This is a genomic window from Corynebacterium amycolatum SK46 (assembly GCF_000173655.1).
GTDB lineage: Bacteria > Actinomycetota > Actinomycetes > Mycobacteriales > Mycobacteriaceae > Corynebacterium > Corynebacterium amycolatum_A.
Genome location: NZ_ABZU01000001.1, coordinates 204,860 through 222,577, shown reverse-complemented (window position 1 = coordinate 222,577; position 17,718 = coordinate 204,860). Strand labels below are relative to the sequence as shown.

13 protein-coding genes are annotated in these 17,718 nt (G+C 58.4%); 9 read left to right on the top strand and 4 right to left on the bottom strand.

The genetic code is table 11. From position 1 onward, the window contains the following. Positions 1-17 precede the first annotated feature (17 nt). The 3 genes from ilvC (at position 18) to serA (ending at position 4,873) form a co-directional block, all read left to right on the top strand. Complete coding sequence (gene ilvC / locus CORAM0001_RS00990; protein WP_005509455.1) at positions 18-1,034, top strand: ketol-acid reductoisomerase; 1,017 nt, start codon at positions 18-20, stop codon at positions 1,032-1,034. Between the two features lie 250 nt (positions 1,035-1,284). Beyond that, positions 1,285-3,039, top strand: a complete 1,755-nt coding sequence (locus CORAM0001_RS00985; protein ID WP_244261956.1) for a hypothetical protein — start codon at positions 1,285-1,287, stop codon at positions 3,037-3,039. Positions 3,040-3,277: 238 nt separating this feature from the next. Beyond that, entirely contained in the window at positions 3,278-4,873 is a 1,596-nt protein-coding gene (gene serA / locus CORAM0001_RS00980) for a phosphoglycerate dehydrogenase (protein WP_005509698.1), read from the top strand. A gap of 110 nt (positions 4,874-4,983) precedes the next feature. Here the strand turns inward: serA and CORAM0001_RS00975 are convergent, their stop codons facing one another. Continuing rightward, entirely contained in the window at positions 4,984-6,486 is a 1,503-nt protein-coding gene (locus CORAM0001_RS00975; RefSeq protein WP_005509578.1) for an acetyl-CoA hydrolase/transferase family protein, read from the bottom strand. Between the two features lie 151 nt (positions 6,487-6,637). Beyond that, on the bottom strand, positions 6,638-7,714 hold the full coding sequence (locus CORAM0001_RS00970; RefSeq protein ID WP_005509636.1) for a GTP-binding protein: 1,077 nt from the start codon (positions 7,712-7,714) through the stop codon (positions 6,638-6,640). 289 nt (positions 7,715-8,003) lie between these two features. Between CORAM0001_RS00970 and CORAM0001_RS00965 the strand changes: the two genes are divergently transcribed. From CORAM0001_RS00965 to CORAM0001_RS00955, 3 genes are all read left to right on the top strand, one after another. Next, a complete protein-coding gene (locus CORAM0001_RS00965) occupies positions 8,004-9,518 on the top strand; it encodes an acetyl-CoA hydrolase/transferase family protein (RefSeq protein WP_005509723.1) in 1,515 nt (504 codons plus the stop codon). 201 nt (positions 9,519-9,719) lie between these two features. Next, positions 9,720-11,228 carry an HNH endonuclease signature motif containing protein gene (locus tag CORAM0001_RS10855; protein ID WP_050773564.1) on the top strand — a complete coding sequence of 503 codons (1,509 nt, stop codon included), beginning with the start codon at positions 9,720-9,722 and terminating at the stop codon, positions 11,226-11,228. Between the two features lie 68 nt (positions 11,229-11,296). Then, positions 11,297-12,313, top strand: coding sequence for a 3-isopropylmalate dehydrogenase (locus tag CORAM0001_RS00955; protein WP_100066763.1), 1,017 nt, complete (start codon positions 11,297-11,299; stop codon positions 12,311-12,313). Between the two features lie 45 nt (positions 12,314-12,358). Here the strand turns inward: CORAM0001_RS00955 and CORAM0001_RS00950 are convergent, their stop codons facing one another. After that, positions 12,359-13,012, bottom strand: coding sequence for a mycothiol transferase (locus CORAM0001_RS00950; protein ID WP_005509408.1), 654 nt, complete (start codon positions 13,010-13,012; stop codon positions 12,359-12,361). A 61-nt stretch (positions 13,013-13,073) separates the two neighbouring features. Here CORAM0001_RS00950 and CORAM0001_RS00945 point away from each other — a divergent pair, with 61 nt between their 5' ends. From CORAM0001_RS00945 to CORAM0001_RS00935, 3 genes are all read left to right on the top strand, one after another. Then, complete coding sequence (locus CORAM0001_RS00945) at positions 13,074-14,948, top strand: DUF294 nucleotidyltransferase-like domain-containing protein (RefSeq protein WP_005509721.1); 1,875 nt, start codon at positions 13,074-13,076, stop codon at positions 14,946-14,948. Positions 14,949-14,981: 33 nt separating this feature from the next. After that, positions 14,982-15,569, top strand: a complete 588-nt coding sequence (locus CORAM0001_RS00940) for a 3'-5' exonuclease (RefSeq protein ID WP_005509395.1) — start codon at positions 14,982-14,984, stop codon at positions 15,567-15,569. Positions 15,570-15,634: 65 nt separating this feature from the next. After that, positions 15,635-16,423, top strand: coding sequence for a fumarylacetoacetate hydrolase family protein (locus CORAM0001_RS00935; RefSeq protein WP_005509430.1), 789 nt, complete (start codon positions 15,635-15,637; stop codon positions 16,421-16,423). 11 nt (positions 16,424-16,434) lie between these two features. Here the strand turns inward: CORAM0001_RS00935 and CORAM0001_RS00930 are convergent, their stop codons facing one another. Then, complete coding sequence (locus tag CORAM0001_RS00930) at positions 16,435-17,667, bottom strand: isochorismate synthase (RefSeq protein ID WP_005509553.1); 1,233 nt, start codon at positions 17,665-17,667, stop codon at positions 16,435-16,437. Between the last annotated feature and the right edge of the window lie 51 nt (positions 17,668-17,718).

The window sequence follows — 17,718 nt, the reverse complement described above, 5'->3', positions numbered from 1 at the left end:
AAAAGAGGCTAAATTTAATGGCTATTGAACTGCTGTACGACGACGATGCTGATCTGTCCATCATCCAGGGGCGTAAGGTCGCCATCCTGGGCTACGGTTCCCAGGGTCACGCTCACGCTCAGAACCTGCGCGAGTCCGGTGTCGAGGTTGTTATCGGTCTGCGTGAGGGTTCCAAGTCCGCTGTGAAGGCCCAGGAAGCTGGCTTCGAGGTTAAGTCCAACGCAGATGCCGCTGCATGGGCAGACGTCATTATGGTGCTGGTTCCGGACACCACCCAGGCAAAGGTTTACCGCGAGGACATCGAGCCGAACCTGAAGGACGGCGACGCGCTGTTCTTCGGCCACGGTCTGAACATCCACTTCGACCTCATCAAGCCGGCTGACAACATCACCGTCGGCATGGTTGCCCCGAAGGGCCCGGGTCACCTGGTTCGTCGTCAGTTCGTCGATGGCAAGGGCGTTCCGTGCCTGATTGCCGTTGACCAGGACCCGAAGGGTGAGGGCCGCGACCTGGCTCTGTCCTACGCTGCGGCTATCGGTGGTGCCCGCGCTGGCGTTATCCCGACCACCTTCGAGGCAGAGACTGTGACCGACCTCTTCGGTGAGCAGGCTGTTCTGTGTGGTGGCACCGAGGAACTGGTTAAGACTGGCTTCGAGGTTCTGGTTGAGGCTGGCTACGAGCCGGAGATGGCGTACTTCGAGTGCCTGCACGAGCTGAAGCTGATTGTTGACCTGATGTTCGAGGGCGGTATTGCCAACATGAACTACTCGGTCTCCGACACCGCTGAGTTCGGTGGCTACCTGTCTGGCCCGCGCGTTATTACCGCTGATACCAAGCAGCACATGCGCGAGATTCTGTCTGACATCCAGGACGGCACCTTCACCAAGCGCCTGATTGCCAATGTCGAGGGCGGCAACAAGGAGCTCGAGGACCTGCGCGCTTCCTACAACAACCACCAGATTGAAGAGGTCGGCTCCAAGCTGCGTGACCTGATGAGCTGGGTTAAGGTCGACGCTCGCGCTGAGACTGCCTAAGTTTGTTGCTTAAGCGAATCCCTCGCTTGTTCGCGAAGTAGGGCTTCATCACCGAGCTTCACCGCCGTGATGAGGCCCTTTTCGTATCTCTCTTACTAGTTTTCTTTCAATGAAACGTGCGGGATAAACATCTGAGATAAACATCTGAGATAAAAGCAACTACGGCCGAACGGGTGTAGCCCAGTTGTATCCGGGGTTCTAATCTGGGTTGAAAGGTCTCCCTCAACAAAGACGTTCGATAGTCTAATCGTTGAAATCAAATCATTTCACGGAGGTAATTGTGCGAGTATCCGCAATGACGCGGCGCGTGACGGCAACCGTTGCCCTGACGGTCAGTCTGGCGTTGGGGTCAAGCGCCTTGGTCGCGTGTGGTAATTCCGACAGCGCTGTTTCCACGAAGAAGGTGGACGCTGAATCGACGGTTCTTAGCGACGACATCGCAGCGTCGGAAAGCCTGATTGACAGTTCGGAAGCGGTTGTCGTTTCCTCGGCTGGCCCTGCTGAGCAGCGTAGGGCGGCAGGCATCGCGGTTGCTGCTGGTCTGCCGATGCTGGTGGCTGGTAGTGCCGAAGACGCGGAAGATGACACTACTGCCAAGAGCCCGAAGAAGGATGCTCGTGGCCGTGATACTGGCGCCGATATCGCCGATGTGGAAGAAGAGATCGATCGTCTGGGCGCAAAGACAGTCCTTACTGTGGGTGCAGTTGACCTGACTGGGGGAGAGGGCCGTCAGATCATTGCAGATCCGGGTACGACCGATGGCCTTAAGGAGCTCGTCGGTACTGAGTTTAAGGTTCTCAAAGAGACGGAGTCGAAGCCGACACGCGCTGTCGTTGAGATGGATCCGGAGAAGCCAACTGTCGTCGAGGGCGATGCAACGAAGGATGAGGCAGCCAACCAAGAGGCTCAGGATCGCGCCAGCGATGGGCAGGATGACAAGGGACAGGAGAGCGTCACCCTGCCGAAGGGATCGCCAAAGGAGGTCAAGAATAAATTGGCACTGGCCGCACCGGGTACCGGTTTGGCCTCCATTGCTACGGCCCGCGCCGCTGGCTTGAAGGTCAGTTGGCTGCCGGTGGGCGACGCGCGTGCTACCTCTGAGTCGATTTCCGCTGCTCGCGACGGCGAGTCCCTGATTGCTTTGGGTAAGGTTTTCGGCGATAAGGACAAGTTCGATCAGTCCATCGAGCTGGCCAAAGATGACAAGGTCAAGGAGCTGCCAGGTGGAGGCACACTGCTGTTCCCCGGTCGTCATCTGATTGCAACGTATGGTCACCCAGGCGTCGCTCCATTGGGTGTGATGGGCGAGGATGATCCGGAGGATGCCGTCGCACGTGCGAAGGACTACGTCAAGCAGTACGAGAAGTTCGCTGATGACCCGGTGCTGCCGGCCTTCGAGATTATCGCTTCGGTCGCACAGGCTGACCCGGGCCCGCGCGGTGACTACTCCGAGCCGGCTCCGGTTGAAACTCTGAAGCCGTACGTCGAGGCCATGACCAAGGCTGGCGGCTACGTCATCATCGACCTGCAGCCGGGTAGTGCAGACTTCTTGGATCAGGCCAAGTTCTACGAAGAACTGCTGAAGATGCCAAACGTCGGTCTGGCGCTGGATCCGGAGTGGAAGATGGAACCGGGGCAGGTTCCGGCGACCCAGGTTGGTCACGTTAAGGCTGAAGAAGTCAACCGCGTTGCTGATTGGCTGGCTGAGCTGACTCGTAAGAACAACCTTCCGCAGAAGATGCTGATGCTGCACCAGTTCCAGCTACAGATGATTCGCGACCGCGAGACGCTGGATCTGTCGCACCCGGAGCTCGCATTCGTTCTGCATGCCGACGGTCACGGTATCCCGCAGGAAAAGTTTGAGACCTGGAATGTCATGCTGCAGGATTTGCAGCCGGAGATTTTCGAGGCGTGGAAGAACTTCATCGACGAGGATCAGCCGATGTTTACCCCTGAGGAGACCATGAACATCGAGCCGCGTCCGTGGTTGGTTACGTATCAGTAGGTTATAGACCAGCAGAAATAAAAATATAACGCGAAATAATTGCCGACTTGAATGTCGGGGGCAACGGCGCTTACTCCCTAAACAAAGGGTAGTAAGCGCCGTTTTGCTTAGGTCAGTACCCCCGTGGATTACCCCCAGAGTTTATGATGAGACGTAATGCGCGTGCACGCTTTAGTAGTTTTCTTAAGTGACACCGCACATACTGCATAAATTTTTCGAGACAAACCAGGAGATGCTTGTGAGCCAGAACGCTCGCCCCGTTGTCCTCATCGCCGACAAGCTGGCGCAGTCCACCGTGGACGCATTGGGGGATTCCGTTGAGGTCCGTTGGGTAGATGGTCCGAACCGCGCTGAGCTCCTGGCTGCGGTTGGTGACGCTGACGCACTTCTCGTCCGCTCCGCTACCACCGTGGATCAGGAAGTTCTCGAGGCTGCTCCGAATCTGAAGATCGTCGGCCGCGCCGGCGTGGGCCTGGATAACGTCGACATCGATACCGCTACCAAGCGCGGCGTCATGGTTGTCAACGCTCCGACCTCCAATATTCACTCTGCATGTGAGCACGCAATCGCACTGCTGCTGGCCACCGCTCGCCAGCTGCCGGCTGCGGACGCGTCCCTGCGTGAGGGGGAGTGGAAGCGCTCTTCCTTCAAGGGTGTCGAAATCTTCGGCAAGACCGTCGGTATCGTCGGTTTCGGTCACATCGGCCAGCTGTTTGCCCAGCGTCTCGCTGCTTTCGAGACCAACATCATTGCGTACGATCCGTACGCGAACCCGGCCCGTGCTGCTCAGCTCGGTGTTGAGCTGGTTGAGCTGGAAGAACTGATGGCTCGCGCTGATTTCGTGACCATTCACCTGCCGAAGACCAGGGAAACCGCTGGCATGTTCGATGCTGAGCTCCTGGGCAAGGCCAAGAAGGGCCAGATCATCATCAACGCTGCCCGCGGCGGTCTCGTCGACGAGCAGGCGCTTGCCGACGCGATCAAGGCTGGCAACATCCGCGGTGCTGGCTTCGACGTGTACGCGACCGAGCCGTGCACGGATTCCCCGCTGTTTGGCCTGCCGGAAACTGTTTGTGCTCCGCACCTGGGCGCCTCCACCGTTGAGGCTCAGGACCGCGCCGGTACCGATGTCGCTAAGTCCGTACTGCTGGCACTGGCTGGCGAGTTCGTCCCGGATGCCGTCAACGTTTCCGGTGGCGCTGTCGGCGAAGAGGTAGCCCTGTGGCTCGAGCTGGCTCGTGAGCTGGGTCTGGTTGCTGGCGGTCTGCTGGAGGGCGCTCCAGCCGCTGTTGAGGTCACCGCTCGCGGTGAGCTGCACACTGAGGACGTTAACGTTCTGGGCATGGCAGCGATTCGTGGACTGTTCTCCCTCATGGTGGAAGAGCCTGTCACTTTCGTTAACGCTCCGCGTATCGCAGAAGAGCGTGGTGTGACCTTCACTGTCGAGACCGAGCCGGAGTCCGTCTCCCACCGCTCCGTTCTCGAGGTCAAGGTCATCGGTGCTGATGGCTCCACCGCTACCGTCGTTGGTGCTCTCACTGGCCTGAACCGCGTTGAGAAGATTGTTCGTATCAATGGCCGCGGCATCGACATGCGTGCTCAGGGCCGTAACCTCTTCCTGCTGTACAAGGACGTTCCGGGTGCTCTGGGTCGCGTTGCTACCACTCTCGGTGAGTCCGGCATCAACATCGAGGCTGCTGCTCTGTCTCCGCAGGAAGCAGATCAGACTGCCATCCTGGTGCTGCGCGTTTCCAAGGAGGTTCCGGAGGAGCTCGTCGAAAAGATCACCGAGGAGATCTCCGCTACCCACGCTCTGCAGCTTGAGCTGGACTAGTTCTGAGCGCTTAAGCGCATTATAGCTAGATTCTAACCAATGAAAAATCCCCTCCGTTCGGAGGGGATTTTTGCTTCCCAGCTGATCTATGCAGCCGTAGCCCTACTGCCTTAGCCCTTCATCGAGCCCTTCTCAATCATGTTGACGTGGAAGTCGAAGGCAGTGCGCAGATCGTGCGGGGTAGACATGCCCGGAGCGGTCTTCAGCGCCCGCTCGTAGTACTCCTCCAGCAGTGGCTGGTACTCCGGGTGTGCAACGGAGATCATCTTGGCCACGCGGTCACGCGGTGCCAGGCCACGCAGGTCAGCGAATCCACGCTCGGTGATGATGACCATGGCGTCGTGCTCGGTGTGGTCAATGTGTGAAGCGAACGGAACGATAGTCGAGATTGCACCGTCCTTCGCCAGCGACGGCGAGATGAACGAGGAAACGAAGGCGTTACGGGTGAAGTCACCGGAACCACCGATGCCGTTCATCATGCGGCTGCCGTTGATGTGGGTGGAGTTGACGTTGCCGTAGATGTCGGCCTCAATCATGCCGTTGGTGGCGATCAGGCCGACGCGACGGACAACCTCCGGGTGGTTAGAAATCTGCTGCGGGCGCAGAATGATGTTTTCGCGGTAGCGAGCAGCCTCGTTGTTCATGCGCTCGGCCGCTTCCGGAGACAGGGAGAAGGAAGTAGCCGAAGCGACGGTCATCTTACCTGCGTCAATCAGGTCAATCATGCCGTCCTGAATAACCTCGGTGTAGGCCTTGATGTTCTCAAACTTAGAGTCCAACAGACCCGCCATCACAGCGTTCGGCACGTTACCGACGCCCGACTGCATGATGTACTGGTCGTAAGCCAGGCGACCCGCGCGAACTTCGCCCTCGAGGAAGTCGAGGAAGTGGCCAGCAATGGCCTTTGAGGTCTCATCCAACGGCTTGAACGGGGAGTTGCGGTCCGGCGCGTTGGTCTCGACAACTGCGACAACCTTGTCCAGGTTGATGTCGATGTAAGGGGTACCAATGCGATCACCCGGGGCGTTGATCGGCACCGGCGTGCGGTTAGGCAGGTGCTGAATGCGGTAGATGTCGTGCATGCCCTCGAGTTCCTCGGACTGCCACGAGTTGACCTCAATGATGATCTTGTCGGCGTTGTCCATCCACTCAACGTTGTTGCCAACGCTTGACGACGGAATGAGATGTCCATCTTCCGTAATACGAGTGACCTCTACAATTGCGGCGTCAATCGGCAGGAAGCCCTGCTCGATGTACAGCGCGGAGTGGGAGAGATGGATGTCCTGGTACTTTGCCTTGCCGGAGTTGATGGACTTACGCAGTGCCGGATCTCCCTGGTACGGCATGCGGTAGCGGATGATGTCAGCTTCTGCCATTACGCCGTCACAGTCCGGGGCGGTGGAAGCGCCGGTGTAGATGTCGACAGCGAATTCTTCACCCTTGGCGTGGAGTTCCTTGCCGCGGTTTGCCAGCGCAGTCGGCAGAGCCTTCGGGTAGCCAGCACCGGTGAAGCCAGAGATGCCGAGGGCATCACCGTGATTGATAAACTGTGCCGCCTCGTCGGCGGTCATTACCTTGCCGCGCAAACCGGCATGTGCGATGCGATCAGACATGTCATCTCCTAAGTAGACTGTTCGACTTTAGTTTTGTCGCCTAACCTAGCATGCGCTAACAGCGTGTTGCCACACCCGCAGGTTGGGAAGTGATTCATGGCATAGTAATCGCTTCAGTTGGTCGTTTATCGGCGCTCTTCCAGGGGCTTTGCTACAGCAACTCCCGCACTTCTTCGTCGGTCAGCATGGCATCCTCGAATGCTTGCAGTGTGGTCTCTGGGTTAAATTTCACACCGATGAGTACGACCTCATTGGATGGTGGGACATCGGTCTGTGCCCACATGACAGCAGGGGTAATCTTCAGGTTCGGCCCCGCCTGACTCCACACGTGGGCGACTTCGAGGCGGTCGGAAATCCAGCAGTGCCCCTTGGATCGTACGAGGCCCTTTGTACCGCGGAGGGCCTTGATTAGTCGTTCGCGGTCGAAGGGGCGGTTGCCTCGGAAAACAACCGAAGAAATGCCGTATTCTTCGGTCTCCGGCGTGTGGGGATTCGCAAGTTCTTCTGCATATCCGTGGAAAGTGGCCGCCGTGCCTTCGTCGTAAAGCGATGCGTCGAGAATGGCAGAGGTGGCGATTTCGCCGTTAGTCACGCGGACGATGCGTGCGCGGGGGTTCATTGCGCGGATCGTTTCCTCGGTACCGCCGGTGAGCTTATCGCCTGCGAGGTCGGATTTGGTGATGAGGATAAGATCGGCGAATTCCACCTGGTCGACAAGGAGGTCGGCGACCGTGCGTTCGTCGTCAGGCAGCGCGCGCCCCTGGCGGAGACTGTCGAGGAATGTAGAGGCGTCGACGAGCGTGACCATCGTGTCGATTGGGGCGATGTCGGCGAGGCGACGGCCGTCATCGAATTCCCACTCGAAGGTAGCGGCGACTGGCATGGGCTCGGAGATGCCCGTGGATTCGATGACGATGTGCTCGAATTTTCCGCTGCGCGCGAGCTTACCGACGTTTTCCACGAGGTCATCTCGCAGCGTGCAGCAGATGCAGCCGTTGGACATTTCGATGAAACGGTCTTCGCCGCGCTCGAGATATGTGCCCTGCTCGATGAGAGCGGCATCGACGTTGACTTCCGAGAAATCGTTGACGATGACCGCGATTTTGCGCCCTTGTGAGTTTGCCAGGAGGTTGTTCAGGAGGGTGGTCTTGCCGGCGCCCAAGAATCCGGACAGGACGGTGACAGGAGTGGTCTGGGGGGTGCTATCAGAAAATTCAGTAGAAGTCACCCGACAAGATTAGCGTACTGAAAATGCTTATCAATAACTCGTGCGTGAATTGGGTTACGCGAGGGATTGCAAATGTGTCGTGTGGCTGATTACCGTCCGGTTGTGACGTAGGACATAAAACGGTGTTGTAGTCGGTTTTGGTGTTGCGTGAAGTGTGCCCAAAATGGGGGCGCTTTCGGACTTCTGAATGAAGGGCGCTAACCGCTTCGTTGATAGGGTTGGGGGTGTGCTTCGGTGTTCGAAGTACTACCCCCGATAGTCGCGTTGGGGGATGTAGAAAGGTGAATTCATGTCAGATCGTATTGCCCATGCTGGTCTCAAATCCAAGGTGATGACCGCGCAGGAGGCGGCGCAGTTCATCAACCATGGAGACATGGTGGGCTTTGCCGGATTTACCGGTGCTGGCTACCCGAAGGTTGTCCCGCCGGCTCTCGCTGAGCGCATCGAGGCCGCTCACGAGCGTGGCGACGAATTCAGGATTAAGGTCTTGACCGGCGCGTCTACTGCTCCGGAACTTGATGGTGTGCTAGCGAAGGCCAACGGGGTGGAGTGGCGTATGCCGTATCAGTCCGATCCGGCCATGCGTAACCGCATTAACGCAGGCGACGCGTACTACAGTGATATGCACCTGTCGCATTCCGGCCCGATGACTGAGCAGGGCTTCTTTGGTCCGGTCAATGTTGCCGTGGTCGAAGCTGTTCGCATCAAGGCCGATGGCTCCCTGATTCTTTCCTCTTCGGTTGGTAACAGCATTTCTTACCTCAATGCTGCGGAGAAGATCATTATCGAGGTCAACTCCTGGCAGTCCGAGGATCTCGAGGGTATGCACGACATCTACAGTGTTGGGCTGCCTCCGAACCGCAAGGAGATTCCGATTCTGACTCCGGGTGACCGTATTGGCACCCCGTATGTTCCGATTGATGTCGACAAGGTCGTTGCTGTCGTTGAGACTAATGCCGAGGATCGTAATTCGCCGTTCAAGCCGCTGGATGAGACCTCGAAGGCCATCGCAGGCTACCTGCTCGACTTCCTCGATGGTGAGGTCAAGGCCGGTCGTCTGCCGGAGAACCTGCTGCCGATGCAGTCGGGTGTCGGCAACATTCCGAACGCCGTGCTCGCAGGTTTGCTCGACTCCAAGTATGAGAACCTGACCTCCTTCACTGAGGTCATTCAGGATGGCATGATTGACTTGATGGATGCTGGCAAGCTGACCGTGGCTTCCGGTACTGCTTTCTCGCTGTCTCCGGAATATGCAGCTCGAATGAATGAGAATGCTGCTGACTACCGTGACAAGATTGTGCTGCGTCCGCAGGATCTCTCCAATAACCCGGGTTTGACTCGCCGTATGGGGTTGATTGCCACCAACGGCATGATTGAGGCCGACATCTACGGCAACGTCAACTCCACCCACGTAGCTGGCTCGCGCTTGATGAACGGCATTGGCGGCTCCGGTGACTTCACCCGTAATGCCTACATTTCGTCATTCGTGTCCCCGTCGTTGGCTAAGGATGGCAATATTTCTGCCATCGTGCCCATGGTCTCCCATGTTGACCACACCGAGCATGACGTGATGGTCATCATCACTGAGCAGGGCCTGGCTGACCTCCGTGGCTTGGCGCCACGTCAGCGCTCCCGCCTTATTATTGAGAAGTGTGCGCACCCGATGTACAAGGAGGCGCTGCTCGAGTACGTCGAGCGTGCTGAGAAGGCCACCCCGTTCATGCACACTCCGCATGACCTGGTTACTTCTTACGACTTCCACCGCCGCTTCCTCGAGAACGGTTCCATGAAGCCGGTCGACTAGGTTTCTAGTACGTTTCCCGCTTTACGACGAAGTTTGCGTCGTAGGGCGGGATTTTCTTTCGATAGTGGGTCGAAAGGGTGTTCGAATTATGTGGTGATTTTTGGGGTGTGCAGCGGTTTGAATCCGGGGTGGGGGATATGGTGTGGGCGAATTGATAAAGAACTGTTCGTTAGGGGACCTCGTTAGGGAGGGGGCAGTGCGATGTCAGAGTTGGAATCGTGTGGGGAATTTCGGTTCAGTCATGAGGTGAGGGCTCATCCGCTCGCTGAAGTGATGCGGGAGATTAATCGTCTGCAGATGGTTATCGCTCAGCGGGTCGCACCACCAGATGATGGCGATGTCGAAGCTCATTTGGCTTATTGGTCGGTGGTGCTTGGAATCTCACGCGCCGAAGTGAACAAATATATGGAAATTGGCTACATGCTTGGACGTATGCCGCAACTATCGGAAATGTGTCAGGAGCGCGGGCATCTGTCAATGAGGCATTTAGCAATGCTTGGTAAACATACCCGGCCTGTAGCCGATGACAAGGTTGACGCGGTGGAGTCGGGTCTCGTGGACGTCGTTAAGCCTAGGCGTGACGGGGAGGCGCTCCGTGGCGTGCGTGCGATGGCAACGCGGGTGCAGCGAGTGATTGGCGAGTGTGCTCCGGAAGTGCGGCCGCGTGATGCGGATGTCGCTGGGGTGCACGCTGATAGGGTCCTGGCCCGGAATGTGGAGGCGACCGTAGATGCCGCAATTGATGCGGCGGCATACCAAGTCGAGGAGGGTGGAGAGTCTGCGGATAATCCTGCGGAGTCGAAAGAGGTGCAGGAGGTTCAAGCTGCGGCTCTCGACTACTTTGGCGATCGTATGACGGCTAAGGAGTTTATCGCAGTTGATGAACACGGCGATGCTGGTGCTACGACGTTGACGGTCGTGCTCGAGCGGCATCATGCGGTGGAAGCTCTTGCAATTATCGACGCAGTGTCTAAGAAGATGAAAGTGAGTCGCGTGGCAGCTTTTATGCATGCGTTACGCGGTACTTGTGAGGTGGAGGTGAATCTGGAGCTCTTCCGAGTGCTCTCTCCCGGGGTGGGTGGCGAACCGGAAAGCACTCCAGTGTGGCTCGCTGGTGCTGGTTGGCTTTCTTCGCTGGTGGCCGAGTCTTGGCTGAAACGGGTATCGACATTGCGGGTGCTGGGGGATAGTGCGGTTGAGGGCTATCGCCCCTCCGAGCTGCAGCGTGCGTTCGTGCGTGCCCGTGATGGTGTATGCAGCTTTCCTGGTTGTGATGTACCTGCGGAAAAGTGTGATATCGACCATATTGTGGAATTTGATCACAGCCTTTCCGGTGGTGAGCGGCAAACGGAAGGAGCGACTCACACAGAGAATCTGCACTGCCTTTGTCGACGGCATCACAACCTCAAAACTGCGGGAATGTGGCGGGTAGTCAGGGGTCACGATGGGGTGGAAGCTTGGACGTTCCTCTCTTGTGATGAAGGACCATTTGCGAGGTCGGAAAAAGAGTGCACTGGGCATGGTCGTTACACCTTTGCCTCGCAGACTGAAAAGAAGACCGCTGCGCTGACTGAGCACAATGAGAAACGTCGCAAATTGCATAACAGTCTCCGCGGTCTTGTGGATAAAGCGCGGTGCGATATGCGACGGGAACAAGAAAAGGTGGAAAAGGGCGAGGGGGACGGGGATGGTGGCAAAGGCGAGGCTTAGATTCTGCTACACTCAACCATGTCCATATAGTGAGAAGGGTATCTCAAAAAATGACTGAGGCAGGAAAGCTGAAGATCGCCGTCATTCCGGGTGATGGCATCGGCACGGAAGTTACGGCAGAGGCACTGAAGGTGCTCAAGGCTGCTATCGGCGAGTTCGACACCACCGAGTACGACCTCGGCTCGCGTCGCTACTTGCGCAATGGCGAACTGCTTACCGACGCCGACCTCGACTCTCTGCGCGAGCACGACGCTATTCTGCTCGGTGCCATCGGTGACCCGGCGAACGTACCTCCGGGCGTTCTCGAGCGCGGTCTGCTGCTGAAGATGCGCTTCGCGCTGGATCACCACGTCAACCTGCGTCCTTCCAAGCTCTTCCCGGGTGTCGAGTCTCCGCTGAAGAACCCGGGCGAAATTGATTTCGTGGTCGTCCGCGAGGGGACCGAAGGTGCCTACACTGGTAACGGCGGCGCAATCCGCGTCGGTACGCCTCACGAGGTTGCCAACGAAACCTCCGTCAATACCCGCTTCGGTGCTGAGCGCGTTGTTCGCTACGCCTTCGAGCTGGCTATGACCCGCCGTAAGAAGCTGACTCTTGTCCACAAGACCAATGTTCTCGTGCACGGCGGCGGTATGTGGCAGCGCACGGTCGATGAGGTCGCTAAGGAATACCCAGAGGTAGACGTCGATTACTCGCACATCGACGCTGCGACGATTTACCTCGTCACTAATCCTTCGCGTTTCGACGTCATCGTCACCGACAATCTCTTCGGCGACATCATTACTGATGAAGCTGGTGCAGTTTCGGGTGGTATCGGCCTGGCGGCATCCGGCAACATTGACGCCTCCAATACCAACCCGTCCATGTTTGAGCCCGTTCACGGCTCCGCACCCGACATTGCTGGCAAGGGGATCGCTGACCCGACCGCTGCCATTCTGTCGGGTGCCATGATGCTGCGTCACCTGGGGCGTGAGCAAGATGCCCAGCGCATCGAGGCTGCTGTGGAGGCTGACATGGCTACCCGCGGTAGTGGGCCGATTAAGACCACTGAGGTCGGCGACCGCATTGCTGCTGCTTTGAAGTAGCGAATGCGGTAGTGCACGAAGCGGCGCAGTAAAAACAATGGGGGGCTAGACAATCACAGTTTTGCCGTCGACGGTAGTGATGTGAGTCTTACTGTCGGCAGTGTGCTCGATGAAGTCCGACGCATGTCCGACCTGGGCAAGCACATCGATGATGGTGTCGAGGGGGTGCGGGAATGAGCTTCCTGCGCCGTCATCGGGACCATCGCCTCCCAGCCCTGCTGCCAGCGCATCCCTCGTAATCTCCGCATGTCCCAGGTGCTGAGCCGCCTCGTGGAAGACATGCACAATCACTCCTTCGATACTGCTGCACCACCAACGGTCCTTATCGGTAGGAATCACAGCAGGAGCAGCAGCGCGGTCCACGCCTTGCAACTCCACCAGTGCGGATTCGATAGCCGCGCGGTCACGGTGGTAAATCTCCAGCCCTTCCGCAACACTACAATGGGCGGAAAACTCCCCATCGCGATCACGGACGTAATCACGCCCAAGGCAGACGCGCTCGAGCCAGTAGCGCGCGGACCCGGTCACATGACGCAGCAGCACGGCCAGGGAGTTTATGGCTGGGATGGGGAGGGTTGCGTTGAAGGTGTCGTCGTCAAGCGTGACGACGAGTGCCGCGAGCTTGTCCATCCTGCCGAGGATGTGGGCATCGAGCGGCCATTCGGGATTTGTTGAAGCGCTGTGTGTGGAATTGGTCATAAGGTCGAGTATTCCCGCAAATCAGTCCTATTGGGGGCAAAAATAGGGGATAATTGACCCCATGACCGTCGAGCTTGCAGAAATCGCAGACTTTCTCAGCCATACTCGCCCCTTTTCGGACCTCACCGATGAAGAGCGCGCGACTATCCCACCGCTTTTGACCATGCGCTATGCCCGTCGTGGCACGGAGATTATCCGGGCGGGTGCGGATAATAGCAGCTGTTTCATTATTCGCTCCGGCATGGTGGATATCTTCGACCCGGCTGGCACTCTGTTGGACAGGCGCGATGTGGGCGATCATTTCGGCTATTCGACGTTGCTGAGCAGTGACCCCTCGCTGTACACAATGACGGCGGTGGAGGATTGTGTATTCCTGGTGATCTCCAAGGAGGTCTTTGACCAGCTCAATGATCAGTTCGTAGAGGTCCGGCGCTATTACGGCGGTGAGAACGCGCGCATTCGCGCAGTGGCATCGAAGCTGCGGAGCACAGCGGCATCGGAGTCGTTGCGCACACGGGTTGCGGACCTGATGGAAACATCGCTGGTGACCTGCAGCGCTGATGCGACAGTGCAAGAGGCGGCGCAGATTATGACGGAGCGGAATGTCTCCAGTCTGCTCGTGATGGAGTCTGCAGGCGCCAACCAGAGCCCGCTCGTCGGCATCATCACTGACCGTGACCTCCGTCGTCGAGTGCTGGCAGAAGCCAAGCCAGCCGAGAGTCTCGTAAGCGAAGTGATGACCGGGAACCCGGAAACCATCAGTCCCGACCTGCTGGTGTTTGAAGCAATGCTGCTGATGGCCGAGCGTGGTTACCACCACTTGCCGGTGCATGACGGGACGAGAGTGGTCGGCATGATTGTCATTGGAGACCTCCTGCGCAGTCTGCACACCGATCCCGTGTACGCGACGGCGACGCTTGCTCGAAAGAGTGACATATCGGAGATCGCGGAAATCGCTCAGAATGCGCGGCAGATCGTCGGCCGGTTTATTGACCGAGGTGATTCGGGGGAGGAGGTCGCCAAGCTGCTGACCGCCGTGGCCGATGCTGTCACCCGACGCCTGGTCGCGCTTGCGGAGGAAAAGCTCGGGCCTCCACCAGTCAGCTACGCGTTTGCGGTGCTGGGCTCGCACGGGCGCGGAGAGATGGGGCTCGCGTCCGATCAGGACAATGCGCTGGTTCTCGCCGACGACTACGACGCCGACTCTCACTCCGACTTTTTCGCCGCGCTTAGCGACGAAATCTGCACCAACCTCGACCGAGTCGGCTATCCGCTCTGTCCAGGGGACATGATGGCTAGCAATCCTGCGTGGCGGATGACTAAGTCGCAGTGGCTGCGCACCTTCCACGGGTGGATTACAGCTCCGGAGGCGGAAGCCCTGTTGCATGCACAGACCTTCTTCGACATGCGTGGGGTGGCGGGCGATGTGCAACTAGTGGAGGAACTGCGCGCGGCCTACCTGCCGCTGGCTCAGGGGTCGCAGCGCCTGCATGCGCATTTGGCCAAGCTCGCGGCCTGGCGGGAGCCGCCGCTCGGGTTTTTCCGTGGTCTGGTGCTGGAAAAGGGCGGCGAGCACGCGGAAACCTTGGACATCAAAAAGGGTGGCACTGCTGCTGTGGTGCAGATGGCGCGCCTATTTACTGTGGCAGCCGGCCTGCCGCAGCTGTCGACACGTGAGCGTTTGGCGGCTAGTGCGGGTGCCGGAAGCGTGAGTCGCCAGGGTGCGCAAGATCTGGCGGATGCGTTCGAGTTCCTATGCACGGTGCAGCTTGATCACCAGCAGGCACAGTTCAACGCTGGTGAGCAGCCAAATAACCACATCTACCCGAAGCGCCTCTCCAGCCTGGAAAGAGAACACCTGCGCGATGCGTTTGGAGTTATCCGCAAGTTGCAGCAGAGCCTCGGGGCGAAGTATCCGATCCGGGCTATGTCGTAGTTTAGCTGTGTGAGTTAGCTGTGTGAGCGCGCAATGTTGAAGTTTTTCAAACCCCGCAAGAAACTCCTGGACGCACCTATCCGTGACGATGCTTGGCTCGCGGTTGATGTGGAAACTACCGGTCTGGATCCTTCCAAAGATCAGCTGCTTTCCATCGGTTGGGTTGCGGTGGAAGGCCGCGACATCGTGCTGGAAGAATCGGGACACCTTATCATTCGCCCAGAGCGCGAGGAGGTGAGCGTCGGCGAGTCAGCGACGGTGCATGGGCTTACCGACGACATGGTCGCAACCGGGGTAGAGGCAGAGGTAGCCGTCGGCAAGCTGTTAGAAGCTCTACGGGGGCGGAAGCTGCTGGCGCACTACGCGCGGATGGAAGTTGGGTTCCTGGATCCGTTGTGCCGGAAGTACTTCGATGCGCGCTTTGATGTGCCCGTGGCGGACACTATGACACGCGAATATGACGCGATTCTGCGAGCTAACCGCGAGCCGGTCCGTGATGAGCTGCGGTTGTGGTCACTGTGCGACAAGTACGGCATTCCCCGTTTTAAGGCCCATCACGCGTTCAACGATGCGTTGGCTTGTGCGCTGGTGTGGCTTGCGCAGGAATCCCGCGGAGTTTAGAGCGAAGAGTTTAGAGAGTGGGGGTCGTTGCATAATTATCGCAATGTGACGTGTACCCTACTTTTATGCGTATTGCTCGAATCGCCCACCCAGAGGGCATGTGCTTCGCGCTCGTAGAGGGCGAAGGCAATGAAGTTACTTTGCACGAGATCGAAGGGCACCCTTTCGGTCAGCTGAATAAGACTGGTCGTTCCTGGCCGCTTGCCGACGTACGTCTGCTTGCCCCGATGCTGCCGTCGAAGGTCATCGCTATTGGTCGTAACTACGCTGACCACGTCGCCGAGGTGTTCAAGAAGTCGGCAGAATCGCTGCCGCCGACGATGTTCATCAAGCCGCCGACGGCCGTCATTGGTCCGGAAGCGCCGATTCGCATTCCAGATTTCGCCACTAACGTCGAGTTTGAGGGCGAGCTGGCACTGGTTATTGGTAAACCGTGCAAGAACGTCAAGAAGGAAAACGCTCACGATGTGATCTTCGGATACACCATCGTCAATGATGTTTCTTCCCGTGACCTGCAGTTCGCCGACGGTCAGTGGGCACGCGCAAAGGGCATCGATACCTTCTGCCCGCTGGGCCCGTGGATCCAGACGGAGCTGGACTACAACGAGCTGCCAATCAAGGCGCACCTGACTCACGAGGGCGTTACCGAGACTAAGCAGGACTCCAACTCAAACCAGATGATTATGTCCATCCCGGAGATCATCGAGTTCATCACCGCCTCGATTACGCTGCTGCCGGGTGACGTCATCTGCACCGGCTCCCCGGCCGGTACCGCTGCGATGTTCCCGGGCGACCGCATCGAAATCGAGATTCCGGGTATCGGCAAGCTGGCCAACCCGGTGGAGCGAGCTTAAGCTGCTGTGGCTTAAGCGCCCTTAACTCCAAAAGCGCGGAGCACAGTGCCCATCTTGGCGCTGGTCTCCGTGACTTCTTCTTCTGGGTCGGAGTGCGACACAATGCCGCCTCCGGCCCATAGTCGTGCCACGGATCCCTCAGTGTCGATCTCGGCACAGCGGATGGAGACCACGAACTCGCCGTCGCCATTCTCATCGCACCAGCCGACAGCGCCCGAGTAGAAGCCGCGGTCGGTCTCTACGGCCTGAATGACGCCGAAGGCCGATTCCGTCGGCGTGCCACAAATGGCTGGCGTCGGGTGCACCACCAGCGCTAAATCCAGCACGGACAGCGACGGATCCTTCAACCGACCGCGGATATGCGTGGCCAAGTGCCACATCTCGGCGGTGCTCATCAGCTCGGGGCTGTCCGGAACATCCAGCGAACTGCACAGTGGTGCCAAATTGTCGGCGATGTCGTCGACAACGAAGGCGTGTTCATCCAGGTTCTTGCGCGAGTCCGCTAAACGACGGGCCGTTGCCCGGTCCACCTCTTCATTCCGGGACCTCGGCAGCGACCCGGCCAAGGGAAACGCCTCAACGATGTCACCCGTACGGCGGACCAGCATCTCCGGGGAGGAACCGATGAGCAACTTGCCCTCATAATCGGAACCGGCGGGGGAGAGATCTACGACAAAGCCATCGCGGTTGGGGGATCCGTCGATAAGCCGCGATGCGAGTAGGAGCGGGTCAATCGGGGGATCGATTTCGAGTTCCACAGCGCGCGCGAGCACGACCTTTTCCAACGCCGAGTACTCGATGGTGCGGATGGCTGCTGCGATGCGCTCAGCGTGCTCGTCGAGCGGGGGATCGTAAGCGACGATGTTGGCGTGGGGCTTCGGTGCGTTCCAACGGTAGTGCGCGGGTGGCTCCAGCGGCTGCGAGGAGCGGATGACTTCCCGGGGAACGGTCAGGGCGGCGGGCTTGTCCAAGTCGAAGGGCAGTGCGCCGACCACCATCTTGTGAATGCCTGAGTGCAGTCCCTCGGCCGCGAGCCAGGGGTCGGAAAGCTGCTCCTCAATGCCTTGCGTGCGGATGGAGCCGTGTGCCCGGGAGAGCAAAAAGTCCGGAGCGGTGGTCGGGCGGGACGTGTCCCAGCGCGTCGAATGCTTCGGAGTCGCTGCAGGTTCGTTCGACGAGTGAGAATTCTCCTGCTTCTCTTCTTCGTTTCCGCCGCCCAGAGAGGGGTGGTTTTCCATGGACATAGCCCTAACCCGCCTCCTCAATCTAAACCCAGTTGTGCTTCAGTTTAAGGG

Coding starts and splice junctions, on each gene's coding strand:
- ilvC (WP_005509455.1), top strand. CDS start 18: ATGGCTATTGAACTGCTGTACGACGACGATGCTGATCTGTCCATCATC.
- CORAM0001_RS00975 (WP_005509578.1), bottom strand. CDS start 6,486: ATGTCTGATCGCATCGCACATGCCGGTTTGCGCGGCAAGGTAATGACC.
- CORAM0001_RS00965 (WP_005509723.1), top strand. CDS start 8,004: ATGTCAGATCGTATTGCCCATGCTGGTCTCAAATCCAAGGTGATGACC.
- CORAM0001_RS10855 (WP_050773564.1), top strand. CDS start 9,720: ATGTCAGAGTTGGAATCGTGTGGGGAATTTCGGTTCAGTCATGAGGTG.
- CORAM0001_RS00950 (WP_005509408.1), bottom strand. CDS start 13,012: ATGACCAATTCCACACACAGCGCTTCAACAAATCCCGAATGGCCGCTC.
- CORAM0001_RS00945 (WP_005509721.1), top strand. CDS start 13,074: ATGACCGTCGAGCTTGCAGAAATCGCAGACTTTCTCAGCCATACTCGC.
- CORAM0001_RS00940 (WP_005509395.1), top strand. CDS start 14,982: ATGTTGAAGTTTTTCAAACCCCGCAAGAAACTCCTGGACGCACCTATC.
- CORAM0001_RS00935 (WP_005509430.1), top strand. CDS start 15,635: ATGCGTATTGCTCGAATCGCCCACCCAGAGGGCATGTGCTTCGCGCTC.
- CORAM0001_RS00930 (WP_005509553.1), bottom strand. CDS start 17,667: ATGTCCATGGAAAACCACCCCTCTCTGGGCGGCGGAAACGAAGAAGAG.